Origin of the sequence: Exiguobacterium sp. s36 (assembly GCF_018618345.1) — a bacterium.
GTDB lineage: Bacteria > Bacillota > Bacilli > Exiguobacteriales > Exiguobacteriaceae > Exiguobacterium > Exiguobacterium chiriqhucha.
Genome location: NZ_JACSLW010000003.1, coordinates 279,949 through 293,588, shown reverse-complemented (window position 1 = coordinate 293,588; position 13,640 = coordinate 279,949). Strand labels below are relative to the sequence as shown.

Below are 13,640 nucleotides of genomic sequence, written 5' to 3'. Positions count from 1 at the left end.
GGGTCTATACTAAAGGTGTGAACAAATTGTGTCAGTAGAGAAAGGGGAACTTTACATGAAAATCGGGGTATTGAAAGAGATTAAAAACAACGAAAACCGCGTCGCCTTGACGCCGATGGGTGCAGCCGTATTAACTGAACTTGGACACGAGGTCCTCGTCGAGACGGAAGCGGGCGTCGGTAGCGGCTTCACAAATATGGAGTATGTCGATGCGGGGGCAACCATCGTCGACACAGCCGCGGACGTTTGGGTAAACGTGGAATTGGCGTTGAAAGTAAAGGAACCGCAACCATCGGAATATCGTTATTTCCGTCCTGACTTGACCCTCTTCACTTACTTGCATTTGGCGGCCGAACCAGAACTCACGAAAGCACTCGTCGATTCTGGTGTGACGGCTATCGCCTATGAGACGGTCGAGATCGACCGCACATTGCCGCTCCTCACACCGATGAGCGAAGTGGCCGGACGGATGGCTGCTCAAATCGGCGCCCAAATCCTTGAAAAACCGCACGGTGGAAAAGGGATTCTCTTGTCTGGCCTGCCAGGCGTACCACGTGCGAACGTCACCGTCATCGGGGGCGGTGTCGTCGGGATGAATGCCGCCCGCATCGCGATTGGTCTTGGTGCCAACGTCACGATTATGGATATCAGCCCGGCTCGCCTGCGCCAAATCGATGATCAGTTCGGCAACACAATCAACACACTCATCTCAAACAGCTATAACATCGCCAAACAAGTCGCTGAAAGTGACCTTGTCATCGGTGCCGTCCTCATTCCAGGCGCGAAAGCACCGAAGCTCGTCACGAAAGAAATGGTCCAACAGATGTCACCCGGTTCGGTCATCGTTGATGTCGCCATCGACCAAGGCGGAATCTGCGAAACCATCGACCATATCACGACGCATGACGCGCCGACGTACGAGCGTTACGGGGTTCAACACTATGCCGTCGCCAACATGCCAGGTGCCGTCCCACGCACGTCGACACTCGGTTTGACGAACGCGACGATGCCGTATATCGTCGAGTGCGCACAAAAAGGGATTTTCCCAGCACTCCGCGAGAACGCAGCCTTGCTTAAAGGATTGAACGTCATCGACGGGACGATCACGTATGAAGCCGTCGCCCGCGACCTCGGCTACACGTTTGTCGCTCCAGCCGAAGCCATCACGAAGCAACTACAAGCGTAAACGTAAAGCCGTCGGCATTGTTGCTGGCGGCTTTTTTGTTGTCCTCGTCCCATTCAAAAACGCTCGAACCAATCGGTTCGAGCGTTTTCATGCTTATGCGTTCTCGACGGCGATGTCCTCACCGATGATTTTCACTTCTGGTTCAAGCTCAATCTCGAACTTCTCCTTTACCGTCGCCTGGACGTGACGGATGAGCGAGATGTACTCAGTCGCTGTCGCTTCATCGATATTGACGATGAATCCGGCATGTTTGAGTGAGACTTCCGCTCCACCGATCCGCTTCCCTTGCAGGCCACAGTCTTGAATCAATTTGCCGGCGAAGTAGCCCGGTGGTCGTTTGAAGACGCTACCGCATGATGGATACTCGAGCGGTTGCTTCGACTCGCGCTTGTACGTCAAGTCGTCCATGACGTCTTTGATCGCTTCATAGCCGAGCGGCTCGAGTTCAAACGTCGCTTCGAGCACAATCAACCCGTCTTTCGAAATCCGGCTCGTCCGGTAGTCGAGATCGAGCTCGTCTTTCGTAAGTGTCATGAGCTGCCCTTCAGGCGACAACACGACCGCACTCGTGATGACGTCTTTCGTTTCTCCACCGTAGGCGCCTGCGTTCATATACACCGCGCCACCGACCGTTCCCGGGATGCCACAGGCGAATTCTAAGCCAGATAACTCTTCGGTCAACGCTTGACGTGAGACGTCGATGATGGCCGCACCGGCTTGGGCGATCAGTTGATTCCCGTCTCGACGAATCGTTTTCAGTTCGTTCAAGTTTAAGACGATGCCACGAAGGCCTCCGTCACGGACAATCAAGTTCGACCCGAACCCGAGAATCATGAATGGGACGCTCTCGCGATGGGCGAGCTCAAGCACGGCTTGAACTTCTTCATACGTGTGCGGGGCCACGAAATAATCGGCCTGCCCACCTAATTTTGTATACGTGTGTGCCGACAGCGGCTCATCTTGCTTCACGCGATCGGCCGGAATGATAGTGAGTAGTTGATTTAAAAAGCTCATGCGTTGCCTCAATCCTTTACGTTCAATTTTAAAGCATGCCTCGGTTCGTCAAGAGAGAGGCAGGCACGTCACTGAATGATTTCAGTACGAAACACAGTATACAAATCTTTGACAGGGGTGACAAGCAACGTTTTCTTTACAATGAAGGAATTGATTTATAACAATAATGATGTAGCAACGGCCACGACGATAGGAATTGTAAAGTTATCCCAATCTCGATACGAAATTGCTTCTGTGAGTGTGGCAACGATTGAAATAATGAATCCATATGTTACCACTTGCCAAAGTGGAATATCATCCCACAAAAATAATAAAAAGAGGACGGCATACGAGCTGAGGAACATGGCCATGCTACCTTGGAACGAGCGCTTCTGTCCGTATAAATCATAGGTCACTGTCCCGTACTTCCGACCAATGAGCGCGGCCAGGCCATCGCCCCAAGCCAAGACGAGCGATCCTGCCAAAAAGGCGAGCGGCTCTGATTCAAAGAAGAAGAACAGGATGACAAGCAAGGCGATCGGATAATAGACGGTGCCGAGCGATTTACGTTCCGTCTGATGAACCGGTGACGGACTCTTATAAAGAAGGAACGCGTTCGCGAACGTGAAAAAGACGAGCGGCACGGCGGCGACGTACCAAGTTTCCATTAACCAAACTGCAAGCAGCGACCAATGGCCGACCGCGATATGTACACTTTTACGAATTGTCTCATCCGTCCAGCCGAGGCGTTTGCCAATCTGTTCAAGACCGACGAGAAACACCAGGACAATGACGATGGACAGGATGGAACTGACCCATTCATTCATCGATGAACCACCTTTATCTACATTTTTTTGTACGTTTTCATTATACCTTAATCGAGCGATAGCCTAGCTTCCTTTTCAAACATTTGGTAGAATGAGGTCAAATGACTGTATAGCCAACGAACGAAGGCGGCTATAGAAAGGATGCCTGTATGCGCGACGCAATTTCGATTCAAACTTTGGCTGATTGCCTTCACTATATGCGGGTTGGCGACGTTGACCGGGCCATCTCGCTCTTTCCCGAGGACGTGCGCGAGCATTTCCCGAAAGAGCTTCGCAAAATCCACTTGTTTCATATTGAAAAGAACGGACTGTCAATCAATCAAATCGTCGCTTTGGCGAACACGTTGACCGGAGAGCATTTATCCGCGACCACGATTCAAAACTGGACGAAGCGAGAAGTCCGCAAAATCATCGGGGTCCCCCGGGTCGGAAAGAAATACTCGCTCCAACAAGCGGCTATCATTTATTTGCTGGATGATTTGAAGCACTTGTTCTCACTTGAAGAGACGAGTTCTCTCCTCGCACTCATCTTCAACAATCCTGACCGCGACGAGGACGACCTCATCTCGCCCATTGACTTTTATCGTCTCTATGCCGAGTACGCCAAGTCGACGAGCCCGATCGAGCTCCTCGACACGCGTGCGAAGCGCTCGATTGAAAAGATGGGGGTCACCCACCCGAACATCTTGCACGTCCTCAAACTCTGTCTATACGCCCATCGCGTGACGACACTCGAGATCGAGGCAAAACACTATTTGAACCGCTTCATTTGATTTTCGTCGAATGAGGCTTTTTTTTAGAAAAAAAACACCAGTCGCAGTGACTGGTGTTCGTCATATTGGTTACACCGATACCGCGATTGGCATCCGTGATTTGACTGTCAACGTTTTAAGGACAGACAACAACTCGAACATCGAGAGTTGGTCGGCCTCTTTCGTCAGGCAGAAGCAATCATCGTCTTGTTTGCGGAGTTCCGCCACAAGCTTACCTGCTTTGTCTCGAACGCTGAACTTGTAACGCTCGACATCGTATTGAATCGTATAGAGACCGCGTTCGTAGACGTTGTACTCACACTTTTTCCCGAATAACGAGAATTTGTCCTTCAACTGACCGATCGCTTGTCCGTCGTGGTTCATGACGACCCACTTCTGACAGTTCGGGATATACTTCCCGTGAGCGATTTGACGGCCTGACAAGTTGTGCACTTGAACACTGCCCTCCGCGTCGCGGTGAACAGATCCGATCGCATCATTTGTCTCGTCATAAATGGTCGCTTCGCCTTGCGTAAAGACGCAACCTTTTACATAAATTAATTTGCGCACCGCTTTTCCTCCTAATACGTTCCAACCGTTGATTTGTGTGTGTTTGGTTGGTATTTCTATGAAACCCCAAATTGGTACTGTGCGTCGCTTTTTCTCGTTTCAGCGACTACATATTTCATATGACGAAGATGATTATTGCACCTATTCGTGAAAAAGACAACCCCTTTTTCTTCGACACAATCCGCCATTCTGTCAAACTTGTGAACACGCCTGATATTATCGCTTGAAACCGGCCTGTTTCAACATCTCTTCGAGCTCCGTTCTTGCAATCAAACGAACTTGATTTGGCTCCGCCAATTCGTATGCACTATCGGTATAAGAGGAGTTCGTCACGACCCAACCTTCGTTCACCCCATAGTATGGAACGGAGGCTGCGACTTGTTGGACTGCCTCAAGCCCGACCGCTTTTTCATAACGTTTCGCTTGGACCGCGATTGACCATCCGTCCTCCGCTTCAAGGAGCAGGTCCGCCCCGAAGTCACGCGACGCCGGCGTCACCGTCACCGTGTAACCAAGTGCGGTGAACACTTCTTCTAAAAACAATTCAAATTCACGACCGTCCATCCGATCGATGCGGTGAATCGTCGACAGACGCATGCGCCAGATGAGCCAGAGCAGGCCGATTCCTAAACACGCGACGATACTCCATATCGGCGCATCTCCCCACCATAATCCGATGGCGATCAACAAGCTGAGCCCCATTCCCTTCACATCTATCGTCCTCTCTATCTGTTCTTGTCTTCACTTTACCGTTTGGAGGCAGGAAAACAAAGGGGGAGCTGTCGAATGTATTGAAGATGTACCCGTGTGACATACAGAAGGAGGGATCATCGTTAATGGAGAACCGAGGACATCTCCAAAACGAATTGCTGCACGCCTTGCCTTACGGTGTAGCGTTAATCATGACGGACGGGACAATCGTCCAAGCGAACCGGCCATTTTTAGAGCAATTCCCTGAAGACTTACAAACGAGAACAAACATCTTTCATATGGTCAACCAATCACCGATTACGATGGAGCTATCGAGACGAATGGAGCAAGGCTTGCCTTGGACGTACGAGATGCCGACAATCCGCATCCACGCTATCCCGAACGGTGACGTCTATATCTTATCGATTGAACCTCTCCCGCTCGATACGCGCGTGACGGTCCAACATAACGCGTTCGAAGCGATGATGCACACCGAACTCGACATGGCGATGGTTATGACCGATGCAAATCTGTTAATCAATCGCTTCAATAAAGGGGCGACCGAGCTGTTCGGTTACGATCCGCATGAAGTACTTTACGAAATGACCCCGTTCGGTCTATTCGAGTCGCGCGAGCTGAGCGAGAAGCGGACCCATTATCAAGACGAGACTGAGCGATTGTTGTCATTCGAACAGATGCTGCGTGTGGCGTTAGACCGCGGCGACCGTGAATGGAAGTTCCAACGAAAAGACCGGACCCATTTCGTTGGAAAGCTGTTCATGCATCCGGTGTACGAACAAGCTCGCGTCATCGGCTTCTTCTTTTTCGTGTTCGATGTCAGTCCCGAAATCGCCTTGAAAGGCGAATTGCTACACAAAGAACAACGGTATCGCATGTTCGCCGAATCAGTTATCGAAGCCGTGCTGTTTCACGAAGGTGGGACCATCTTAGACGCGAACAAGGCGGCCGAATCGATTTTCCGAATTCCGGCCGAACAGATGGTCGGTCGCCAAACGATTGAATTTATCGCTGAAGGCTATCGGGCCGACGTGTTGCGCCGGATCCGGAACCATATCCAGACACCTTACGAGGTCATCGGCCGTCGTGAGGACGGGACGTTTCTCGAGATGGAAGTGTATCCGAAAGAAGTGACGTTCCAAGGCCAGACGCTCCGGGTCGCCGTCATGCGCGACATTAGCGATCGGAAGAAAGTCGAGCGGATGCTCGAGCGGGAGAAGAATGCCATCGCCCGGCAACGAGATATCATCCAATCGATTTTACAGGCCTCCAATGAAGCGTTCGTCTTGACCGAATCGAATGGAAGCGTCCTGTTCATGAACGTGCACGCCCGTCGCCTGCTCGATTTGCCAGGAATCGCCCCGAACAAGATGCAAGAGCGGATTCCGCTCCTGTCGACGTTCCGTACGCGCGACCGCACTGAGATGTTGAAAAAAATCGACTTATTACTCGACGGGTCGGCCCGCGAAGTGTCGATGCGTTTCTCCATCCCGCAACCGAACGACCGGGATGAACAGTATTACGAGATGTACGGGACCGGTATGGATACAAAACGCCAAATCGGAATGGACAGCGGCTTCTTATTCGTGTTCCGCAACCGGACCGAGGAAGAGCGGATGGACCAAATCAAAAACGAACTGGTCAGCACCGTCTCACACGAACTTCGCACCCCGCTCTCGTCGCTGTCGGGATATATCGAGCTGATGCTTAGCCGCGACTTGAATCCCGAGAAACGCGAGCGTTACTTAAAGACGATGGCGAAAGAAGCGAAGCGTTTGACTGACCTGTTGAACGACTTTCTCGACATTCAGCGCATGGAAGACGGCAATCAAGAGTATAAGAAAGACCATTTCGTCTTGAACGAACTCGTCCGTGACGTCGTCGAACGCTTCCGCGAGACGAGCAACCATTCGATCCATTTTGATGACGCCGATGAAGTGCTCCACCTCATCGCCGATCAGGACCGCATCGAGCAGGTCATCATCAACCTGCTATCGAACGCCATCAAATATTCGCCGAACCATCACGAAATCGAGGTGCGGGTGCGCAAAGAACGAAATCAAGCCCACGTCTCGATTCAAGACTTTGGCATCGGGATTCCGGAGCATGCGTTCGAAGAGCTGTTCAAGAAGTTTTATCGCGTCGACAACTCGGATACACGCCAAATCGGCGGGACGGGTCTCGGGCTATCCATTTGTAAGGAAATCATCGAATCGCACGGCGGAAGTATCGAGGTCGAATCGAGCGTTGGCGTTGGCTCGACATTCACGTTCACGTTGGACTTAGCGGAGGAGACACTATGAACCATTACGCTTTCACCGGTTTCCCCGGCTTTTTAGCCGGAAAGATGATTACGCACCTCGCGTCATTGCCGAATCAGATTGGGACGATTTACGCACTCCACCTCCCGACCGAACGTTCCGGCGCACATGCTTTAAAACAGGAGCTGTTGGAAGCGACGTCGTTACAAGATAATCAGCTCGTGCTCGTCGAGGCCGATATCACGCTACCTGAAGTCGTGCTTGATCCAATCATGCGCTCCGTCATCGAGCGTGAAGTGAATTACGTGTTCCATTTGGCAGCCGCTTACGATTTGAGCATCCCTTATGATGTCGGATATCGCATCAACTTGCTCGGGACGAAACACATCACCTCATTGGCGAAACGGGCACCCTATTTAAAGCGGTACGTCTACTTCAGCACCGCCTATGTGTCTGGACGCCGTCAAGGGACCGTTTATGAGAACGAGTTATGGCACCGCGCTCGTTTTAAAAACCATTACGAGGCGACGAAGTATGAGGCCGAGGCCATCGTCTCGCGCGAGCTCGGCTCGATGCCGGTGACCATCATCCGTCCGGGCATCGTCATTGGCCATAGCGAGACCGGCGAGACGAAGAAGTTTGACGGGGTCTATTTCGTCTTAAAGTTAATGGACCAACTTCGTCAAGCTGCCCCGCTGCCTTACATTGGACGACAGAATATCGAAGTAAACCTCGTTCCTTATGATTACGTCGTCGAGGCGACCGCTTATCTCGCTCACGCTCCGGTCGGTTTGAAGCGGACGTTTCATTTGACCGATCCGTTTCCACACGGGGCCCGCGAAGTGTACCGTATGATTCACGAAGAGATGTTCGGTCGCCCTCCACGCGGGACCATCCCGCATGCGGTCGCGGAGACCGGATTCTCGGCGCTACATCTGTCGGAACGTTACGGCGTTCCGCGTGAGCTACTCGCCTACTTTAAGCATCAAGTCCATTTCGATACGACACAGACGCTCCGCGCACTCAGCGGCACTGATATCGTCTGTCCGGATTTAAAGGACTATCTGCCAAAAGTCGTTGCCTATTACGAGACACACAAAAAGCCCTAATTAGGGCTTTTTGTGTGTCATCCGATTAGCAACTTCTCTTTTGGATAGCGAATCTTCCGGTCCATCTGGCGTGCGACCGTGAAGAGGATCGTCAACGAACCGACACGACCGAGTAACATCATGAACATGATAAAACTCTTACCTGCATCGTTCAGTTCCGCCGTGATCCCGAGTGATAACCCGACCGTCCCGAAGGCCGAGACTGTCTCGAACAAGAGTGCTGTCGCCGGAATATGACCGTTCGTCAAGATAGTCAGTGCGGTAATCAATAAGATGAAGAAGAAACTCGTAATAGCCACGATGTACGCTTTTTTAATTTGGAACGCGTCAATCGTCCGCTCGAGGATGACCGTCTCTTTTTTCCCGACGATGAACGCCCACATATCGGCCAAGATGACAACTACGGTCGTCACTTTAATCCCAGACCCAGTGGAAGCGGCTCCAGCACCGATATACATGAGAATCAAGACGACCCCGATTGAGATCGGCGCCATCGTCGTGAGGTCGATTGTATTGAAGCCTGCGGTCCGTGTCGTCACAGCCTGGAAGAAGGTGACGTGCATCGCTTCTCCGAACGGACGGCCATACAGTCCGCCCTCATTCGATACCCACTCAAACAACATGAGCGAGAACCAGGCAATCCCGTTGACGATGGCAAGCGAGGCAATCATGATTTTCGAATGGAGGGCGAGGCGCTTCCAACGCTTCACCTCGGTCGCATCCGCGATGGTCGTGAAGCCGAGACCCCCAATCATGAGCAGCACAGCAATCGTGATCACAATGGCCGTATTCTGCTCGAACTGCATCAAATTGTCCGGCCATAGGGCGAACCCGGCGTTGTTAAACGCTGAGACCGCGTGGAAAAAGCCATAATACAGCGCCTCACCAAAGCGATACTCACCGGTGCTGTACAGTTCGACCGTTAAAAACAACATGCCGAGAAACTGGACGATGAGCGTCGTGAAGACGATGTTGCGGACGAGACGGACCGTGCCGCCGGGTCCCGACAAGTTGAGTGATTCTTGGAGCAAGATGCGCTGCTTTAAACCGATTTTCTTTCCGAGCACACTAAGCAGCATGAGCGCGACCGTCATAAAACCTAAACCGCCGATTTGAATCAAGGCGACGATGACGAGCTCACCGAACGTATTAAAGGAAGTCCCAATATCAATTGTCGATAATCCGGTCACCGTTCCGGCCGACGTCGCGATAAACAGACAATCAATCCAGGACACGGGCTGTGTCTGTGCGAACGGCACATAGAGTAACGTCGCCCCTAAAAAAATGGCGAGCAAAAAGCCTGTCGCGATAAAACGGGCCGGCTTTTCAAACACGAGCCGGTAAAGCGCCTCAATTCGTTTTATGCGCAATTCCCGTACGGTCAATCGATGTCGCATCTCGCTATCTCCTTCAAATCAAGTTTTCTAAGGCTCATATTACTCCTCACTTATAAAATTGCCAACTAGAAAAATGTATCGCTAACTGTTTGCCAGATTTTTTGGTAATATGAGAGATAGACTTTATGAATGTTGAGGAGGTTGAATGAAACCGTGGACCCTAGTACGGTAGATCATTCGCTAACGGATGTCTCGCGAAGGTTGGAGCGTCAGTCACAATGCATGCCCGCCCATCTTTATTTCCAGCTCGAAGAACTGCTACATTGGTCACTTGATCAAGAAGTTGTGAATCAATTGTACGCATTATTAAAAAAATACGACGTGTTAACCGATATAGAGCGTGAAGAACGAAATATCAGCATCCAAATGCTGATTGACGAAAACGGCGCTTAACCATCGGGAACGCATTTGCGGGAGACGAGTTAAGTCTCTCGCTTTTTTTGTCTCCTGATTTTTTTTAGAAAGGTGGAAAACATAGACATGGATGTCGTCACGTTAGTAGGACTCATACTTGGGTTCCTCACCCTCGTCGGAGGGATGGTATTGAAAGGAGCCGGGATTGCCCCGCTCATCAACCCGGCAGCACTCGTCATTATTTTTGTCGGGACAGCGGCCGCGGTCAGTATCGCCGTTTCCAAAGAACAGCTGCAAAACGTACCGAAGTTGTTCGGAATTCTCTTCAAAAAGCAGGAGTTACCAAGTAAATCCGGGCTTTTGACACAGTTCGTCGACTTGTCGACGCAAGCGCGTAAAGAAGGACTCCTGTCGCTCGAGACAGCGCTCGAACAAGTTGAAGAGCCGTTCTTGAAACAAGGGATGATGATGGTCATCGACGGCCAACCATCCGAATATATCGCCGAGGTCATGTCGCGCGATATCGAGAACATGGAGCAACGCCACAAAGCGAACTCGGACATCTTTACCCAAGCCGGCACGTACGCGCCGACACTCGGCGTTCTTGGAGCCGTTATCGGTTTGATTGCGGCCCTAAAAGATTTGTCTGATATCGAAAAGCTCGGTCACGCGATTTCAGCCGCGTTCGTCGCGACGTTGTTCGGGATTTTCACAGGATACGTCCTCTGGTTCCCGTTCGCCAATAAATTAAAGCAGTATTCGAAGAGCGAGGTCATCATCAAAGAGATGATGATTGAAGGAATTCTCTCGATTCAAAGTGGGGAGTCTCCGAAGACGTTAGAAGATAAATTGTCTGTGTATTTGTCTCCAAAGGAGCGAGCCGACTATGAAGCGCAAAAAGAAGCATGATCATGAGGAACATATTCCGGAAGGTTGGTTAATCCCTTACGCCGATTTATTGACGCTCTTACTCGCCCTCTTCATCGTCTTGTTCGCCTCGAGTAACATCGACCAGACGAAGCTCGAGAAAATGTCTCAATCCTTTAACCAAGTGTTCTCTGGCGGGACGAGCGTGTTCCAAGCGTCAACCGCCTCGAACAGTGACATCAGCCGTACGAACAAGACAGATACGACGGCGAATCCTCGGACATATGAGCTCGCCAAACTGGATGAGTTAAAAGAAGAGGTCAATCAATACATCAAAAAGAACGGGCTCGAACAAGAGATTGAAGCGACCATCAACTCGAGCGGTCTCGTTTTGACGATTCAAGACCGAGCCTTGTTCAGTATGGGGGAAGCGACGCTTGACGCCGAGGCTAGAACGGTGGCCGGCTCGATTAGCGGTATCCTGGAAAAAGCCGGTAACCGTGAGATTGTCGTATCGGGTCACACCGATAACATCCCGATCAACACGGCCCGGTTCCCGTCGAACTGGGAACTCAGTTCAGCCCGGGCCACGGCTTTCATGCGCGGCCTGTTGACAAACGATGCTTTGAACCCTAGCCAGTTCACGCTCGCTAGCTACGGAGAATACAAACCGATTGCGACGAACGACACCGAAGCAGGGCGCTCGAAAAACCGCCGGGTCGAAGTGTTGATTAAACCACTCGTCGATTTATCAGAAGGCTCACCGAAGATGCTCGAAACAATCGTCTTGCCATAAAAAATCCCACTCTGTTGAGAGTGGGATTTTTTATTATCGAGTCCATTCGAAATACTTACGTGACAAATCCGTGAGCGGGCTGTTGAACAAGCGTTTCCGCCAGTAAAGGTCGGCCACTTTTTTCACGGCCTCGCTTCGCGACGGGTACGGATAAATCATGCGGGACAGCTTGCCGATTTTATCGCCTCGTTGCATCGCATAGACGACGATTTGCATCCAATCCCCGGCCGTCATACCGATGGCGTGACCGCCGATGATTTTGCCGTTCTTGCGCGTGATGATTTTGACGAAACCTGTCTCTTGTCGGTCGGCGACGAAGCGGTCGACCTCAGACAGTTTCGCTTCAAACACCTCGACGTCGTCACCATGGCGCTCCCGTGCCTCAGCTTCGGTCATGCCGACGTGGAACACTTCCGGTTCCGTGAACGTGATCCACGGCATCTTCGTGTAGTCGACCTTGTTCCAAAGTCCGAACAAGGCGTTGGCCACGACCGCTTTTCCTTCCTCGCCAGCTGCGTGTGTGAACGGTAACGTTTTAATCGTATCGCCAATCGCGAATATATGAGGTTGTGACGTGCGGTACGTCGACGTGACGTCGACGAATCCGTCTTTGACGTGGACGTGAGCCCGGTCGAGTCGAAGCTCATCGATTCTCGGTTTCCGTCCTGTCGCCACGAGCAGCTTGTCCGCCTCGTACGTGACCGTTTCGCCATCGATTTCGCCGGTGACGTGAACGCGTCCGTCGACTTCCGAGACTTGATTGATGTTGATGCCGATTTTAAGGCGCATCGCCATCTCGAGCTGCGAACGGAGCAACTTGCTCACCGACTCGTCTTCTCGCGGTAAAAACGTATCCTGTGCCTCGAGCACGGTCACTTGGCTACCGAGACGAGCGAACGACTGGGCGAGTTCGAGACCGATCGTCCCGGCCCCGATGACGATGATGCTCTCCGGCAATGTCTCTTCTTCAAACACTTGCTCATTCGTTAAGTATGGCACGTCGTCCAAGCCGTCAATCGGCGGTATCGTCGGTTGCGAGCCGGTCGCGATGACGAATTTCTTCCCAATCAGTAAATCGTCACCGACTTTGAGTTCGTATGGGCTTTGGAACGAGGCCTCGCCGATATATACGTCGACCCCAAGTTTTTCGAAACGTTCCGTCCCGTCATGGTCTTGAATGATGGCACGGGCACGGTCGACGCGTGCTTTCGTCGTCTGGTAATGGTCGCGGCCGTCAAACTCGGCTCCGAGCACTCGGGCAGCTTGCATCATGCTGCTCGCTTCTTTCGAGGCGGCGATCAGTGCTTTCGATGGGACACACCCAACGTGAAGACAGTCTCCACCAAGGTGTTTTTTCTTCTCGACCAAAGCGACTTTCGCCCCTAAATTTGCGGCACCGGCCGCGACCGTCATTCCGGCCGCACCCCCACCAATCACAATCAATTGATAATCCTTCATCTCATCAACCTCCGATAGCGTTCACTCACGTCTTGCATCCGTTTCCGGTTCACCCCAAAGTCAGAGTGACCGAGTCGTGATGCCGAGCGGAATTCAATTTGTCTTGTCTCATCGTCGAATCGGAATTCGACGTCATCCTTAAAGCGCATCAATTTCGTTGTCACGACATAATGGAGCGTGTCATCCGTCTCCTTGACGAGCTCGGTCCGAGGCAGTTGCCCCATCACCATCTTGATTGTCTCGATGCTCTCGGCGCGGTCTCGCCCGTATGGGAGCGGCTCCATGCGTAGCGCTTCGATTGTCGTTTCGGTCGAGACGGCGTTCGGACTACCTGACAATGGCTTCAATGATTTCGTTGCCAT

General features: G+C 51.7%; 14 protein-coding genes. 7 read left to right on the top strand and 7 right to left on the bottom strand.

Annotated features, from left to right (window positions below; all coding sequences use genetic code 11):
• Positions 1 to 55: 55 nt before the first annotated feature.
• Positions 56 to 1,186, top strand: a complete 1,131-nt coding sequence (ald, locus tag KNP95_RS09405) for an alanine dehydrogenase (protein ID WP_214836785.1) — start codon at positions 56 to 58, stop codon at positions 1,184 to 1,186.
• A gap of 93 nt (positions 1,187 to 1,279) precedes the next feature.
• Here the strand turns inward: ald and murB are convergent, their stop codons facing one another.
• Together murB and KNP95_RS09395 are read right to left on the bottom strand one after the other, a co-directional pair.
• A complete protein-coding gene (murB, locus tag KNP95_RS09400) occupies positions 1,280 to 2,200 on the bottom strand; it encodes a UDP-N-acetylmuramate dehydrogenase (protein ID WP_021068136.1) in 921 nt (306 codons plus the stop codon).
• 155 nt (positions 2,201 to 2,355) lie between these two features.
• Positions 2,356 to 3,006: a diacylglycerol/polyprenol kinase family protein gene (locus tag KNP95_RS09395; protein WP_021068135.1), complete on the bottom strand. Its 651-nt coding sequence runs from the start codon at positions 3,004 to 3,006 to the stop codon at positions 2,356 to 2,358.
• A gap of 149 nt (positions 3,007 to 3,155) precedes the next feature.
• Between KNP95_RS09395 and KNP95_RS09390 the strand changes: the two genes are divergently transcribed.
• On the top strand, positions 3,156 to 3,779 hold the full coding sequence (locus KNP95_RS09390) for a DUF1836 domain-containing protein (RefSeq protein ID WP_029596252.1): 624 nt from the start codon (positions 3,156 to 3,158) through the stop codon (positions 3,777 to 3,779).
• A 69-nt stretch (positions 3,780 to 3,848) separates the two neighbouring features.
• On the opposite strand, the gene KNP95_RS09385 is transcribed toward KNP95_RS09390, so the two are convergent.
• Together KNP95_RS09385 and KNP95_RS09380 are read right to left on the bottom strand one after the other, a co-directional pair.
• Positions 3,849 to 4,328, bottom strand: coding sequence for an LURP-one-related family protein (locus KNP95_RS09385; protein WP_021068133.1), 480 nt, complete (start codon positions 4,326 to 4,328; stop codon positions 3,849 to 3,851).
• A gap of 216 nt (positions 4,329 to 4,544) precedes the next feature.
• The gene (locus KNP95_RS09380; protein ID WP_021068132.1) at positions 4,545 to 5,030 is read right to left on the bottom strand and encodes a restriction endonuclease; all 486 of its coding nucleotides are present in this window, start codon (positions 5,028 to 5,030) and stop codon (positions 4,545 to 4,547) included.
• A gap of 134 nt (positions 5,031 to 5,164) precedes the next feature.
• On the opposite strand from KNP95_RS09380, the gene KNP95_RS09375 reads away from it, so the two are divergent.
• Positions 5,165 to 7,339 (top strand): PAS domain-containing sensor histidine kinase, encoded by a 2,175-nt coding sequence (locus KNP95_RS09375; RefSeq protein ID WP_214836783.1) that lies wholly within the window; start codon positions 5,165 to 5,167, stop codon positions 7,337 to 7,339.
• A complete protein-coding gene (locus KNP95_RS09370; RefSeq protein ID WP_214836780.1) occupies positions 7,336 to 8,406 on the top strand; it encodes an SDR family oxidoreductase in 1,071 nt (356 codons plus the stop codon). Before KNP95_RS09375 ends, KNP95_RS09370 begins: the two co-directional genes overlap by 4 nt.
• A 17-nt stretch (positions 8,407 to 8,423) precedes the next feature.
• On the opposite strand, the gene KNP95_RS09365 is transcribed toward KNP95_RS09370, so the two are convergent.
• Positions 8,424 to 9,803, bottom strand: coding sequence for a TrkH family potassium uptake protein (locus KNP95_RS09365; RefSeq protein WP_214836777.1), 1,380 nt, complete (start codon positions 9,801 to 9,803; stop codon positions 8,424 to 8,426).
• 141 nt (positions 9,804 to 9,944) lie between these two features.
• Between KNP95_RS09365 and KNP95_RS09360 the strand changes: the two genes are divergently transcribed.
• The 3 genes from KNP95_RS09360 (at position 9,945) to KNP95_RS09350 (ending at position 11,820) form a co-directional block, all read left to right on the top strand.
• On the top strand, positions 9,945 to 10,196 hold the full coding sequence (locus KNP95_RS09360) for a hypothetical protein (RefSeq protein WP_233005246.1): 252 nt from the start codon (positions 9,945 to 9,947) through the stop codon (positions 10,194 to 10,196).
• 87 nt (positions 10,197 to 10,283) lie between these two features.
• Positions 10,284 to 11,066, top strand: a complete 783-nt coding sequence (motA, locus tag KNP95_RS09355; protein ID WP_021068127.1) for a flagellar motor stator protein MotA — start codon at positions 10,284 to 10,286, stop codon at positions 11,064 to 11,066.
• Complete coding sequence (locus KNP95_RS09350; RefSeq protein WP_214755008.1) at positions 11,044 to 11,820, top strand: flagellar motor protein MotB; 777 nt, start codon at positions 11,044 to 11,046, stop codon at positions 11,818 to 11,820. Before motA ends, KNP95_RS09350 begins: the two co-directional genes overlap by 23 nt.
• Before the next feature lie 33 nt (positions 11,821 to 11,853).
• Here the strand turns inward: KNP95_RS09350 and KNP95_RS09345 are convergent, their stop codons facing one another.
• Positions 11,854 to 13,278 carry a dihydrolipoyl dehydrogenase family protein gene (locus tag KNP95_RS09345; RefSeq protein ID WP_214718461.1) on the bottom strand — a complete coding sequence of 475 codons (1,425 nt, stop codon included), beginning with the start codon at positions 13,276 to 13,278 and terminating at the stop codon, positions 11,854 to 11,856.
• The gene (locus KNP95_RS09340; protein WP_214718462.1) at positions 13,275 to 13,640 is read right to left on the bottom strand and encodes a DUF1499 domain-containing protein; all 366 of its coding nucleotides are present in this window, start codon (positions 13,638 to 13,640) and stop codon (positions 13,275 to 13,277) included. The genes KNP95_RS09345 and KNP95_RS09340 overlap by 4 nt, the downstream gene beginning before the upstream one ends.

Coding starts and splice junctions, on each gene's coding strand:
- murB (WP_021068136.1), bottom strand. CDS start 2,200: ATGAGCTTTTTAAATCAACTACTCACTATCATTCCGGCCGATCGCGTG.
- KNP95_RS09380 (WP_021068132.1), bottom strand. CDS start 5,030: ATGGGGCTCAGCTTGTTGATCGCCATCGGATTATGGTGGGGAGATGCG.
- KNP95_RS09345 (WP_214718461.1), bottom strand. CDS start 13,278: ATGAAGGATTATCAATTGATTGTGATTGGTGGGGGTGCGGCCGGAATG.
- KNP95_RS09370 (WP_214836780.1), top strand. CDS start 7,336: ATGAACCATTACGCTTTCACCGGTTTCCCCGGCTTTTTAGCCGGAAAG.
- ald (WP_214836785.1), top strand. CDS start 56: ATGAAAATCGGGGTATTGAAAGAGATTAAAAACAACGAAAACCGCGTC.
- KNP95_RS09395 (WP_021068135.1), bottom strand. CDS start 3,006: ATGAATGAATGGGTCAGTTCCATCCTGTCCATCGTCATTGTCCTGGTG.
- KNP95_RS09350 (WP_214755008.1), top strand. CDS start 11,044: ATGAAGCGCAAAAAGAAGCATGATCATGAGGAACATATTCCGGAAGGT.
- KNP95_RS09375 (WP_214836783.1), top strand. CDS start 5,165: ATGGAGAACCGAGGACATCTCCAAAACGAATTGCTGCACGCCTTGCCT.
- KNP95_RS09390 (WP_029596252.1), top strand. CDS start 3,156: ATGCGCGACGCAATTTCGATTCAAACTTTGGCTGATTGCCTTCACTAT.
- motA (WP_021068127.1), top strand. CDS start 10,284: ATGGATGTCGTCACGTTAGTAGGACTCATACTTGGGTTCCTCACCCTC.
- KNP95_RS09340 (WP_214718462.1), bottom strand. CDS start 13,640: ATGGCAACGAAATCATTGAAGCCATTGTCAGGTAGTCCGAACGCCGTC.
- KNP95_RS09365 (WP_214836777.1), bottom strand. CDS start 9,803: ATGCGACATCGATTGACCGTACGGGAATTGCGCATAAAACGAATTGAG.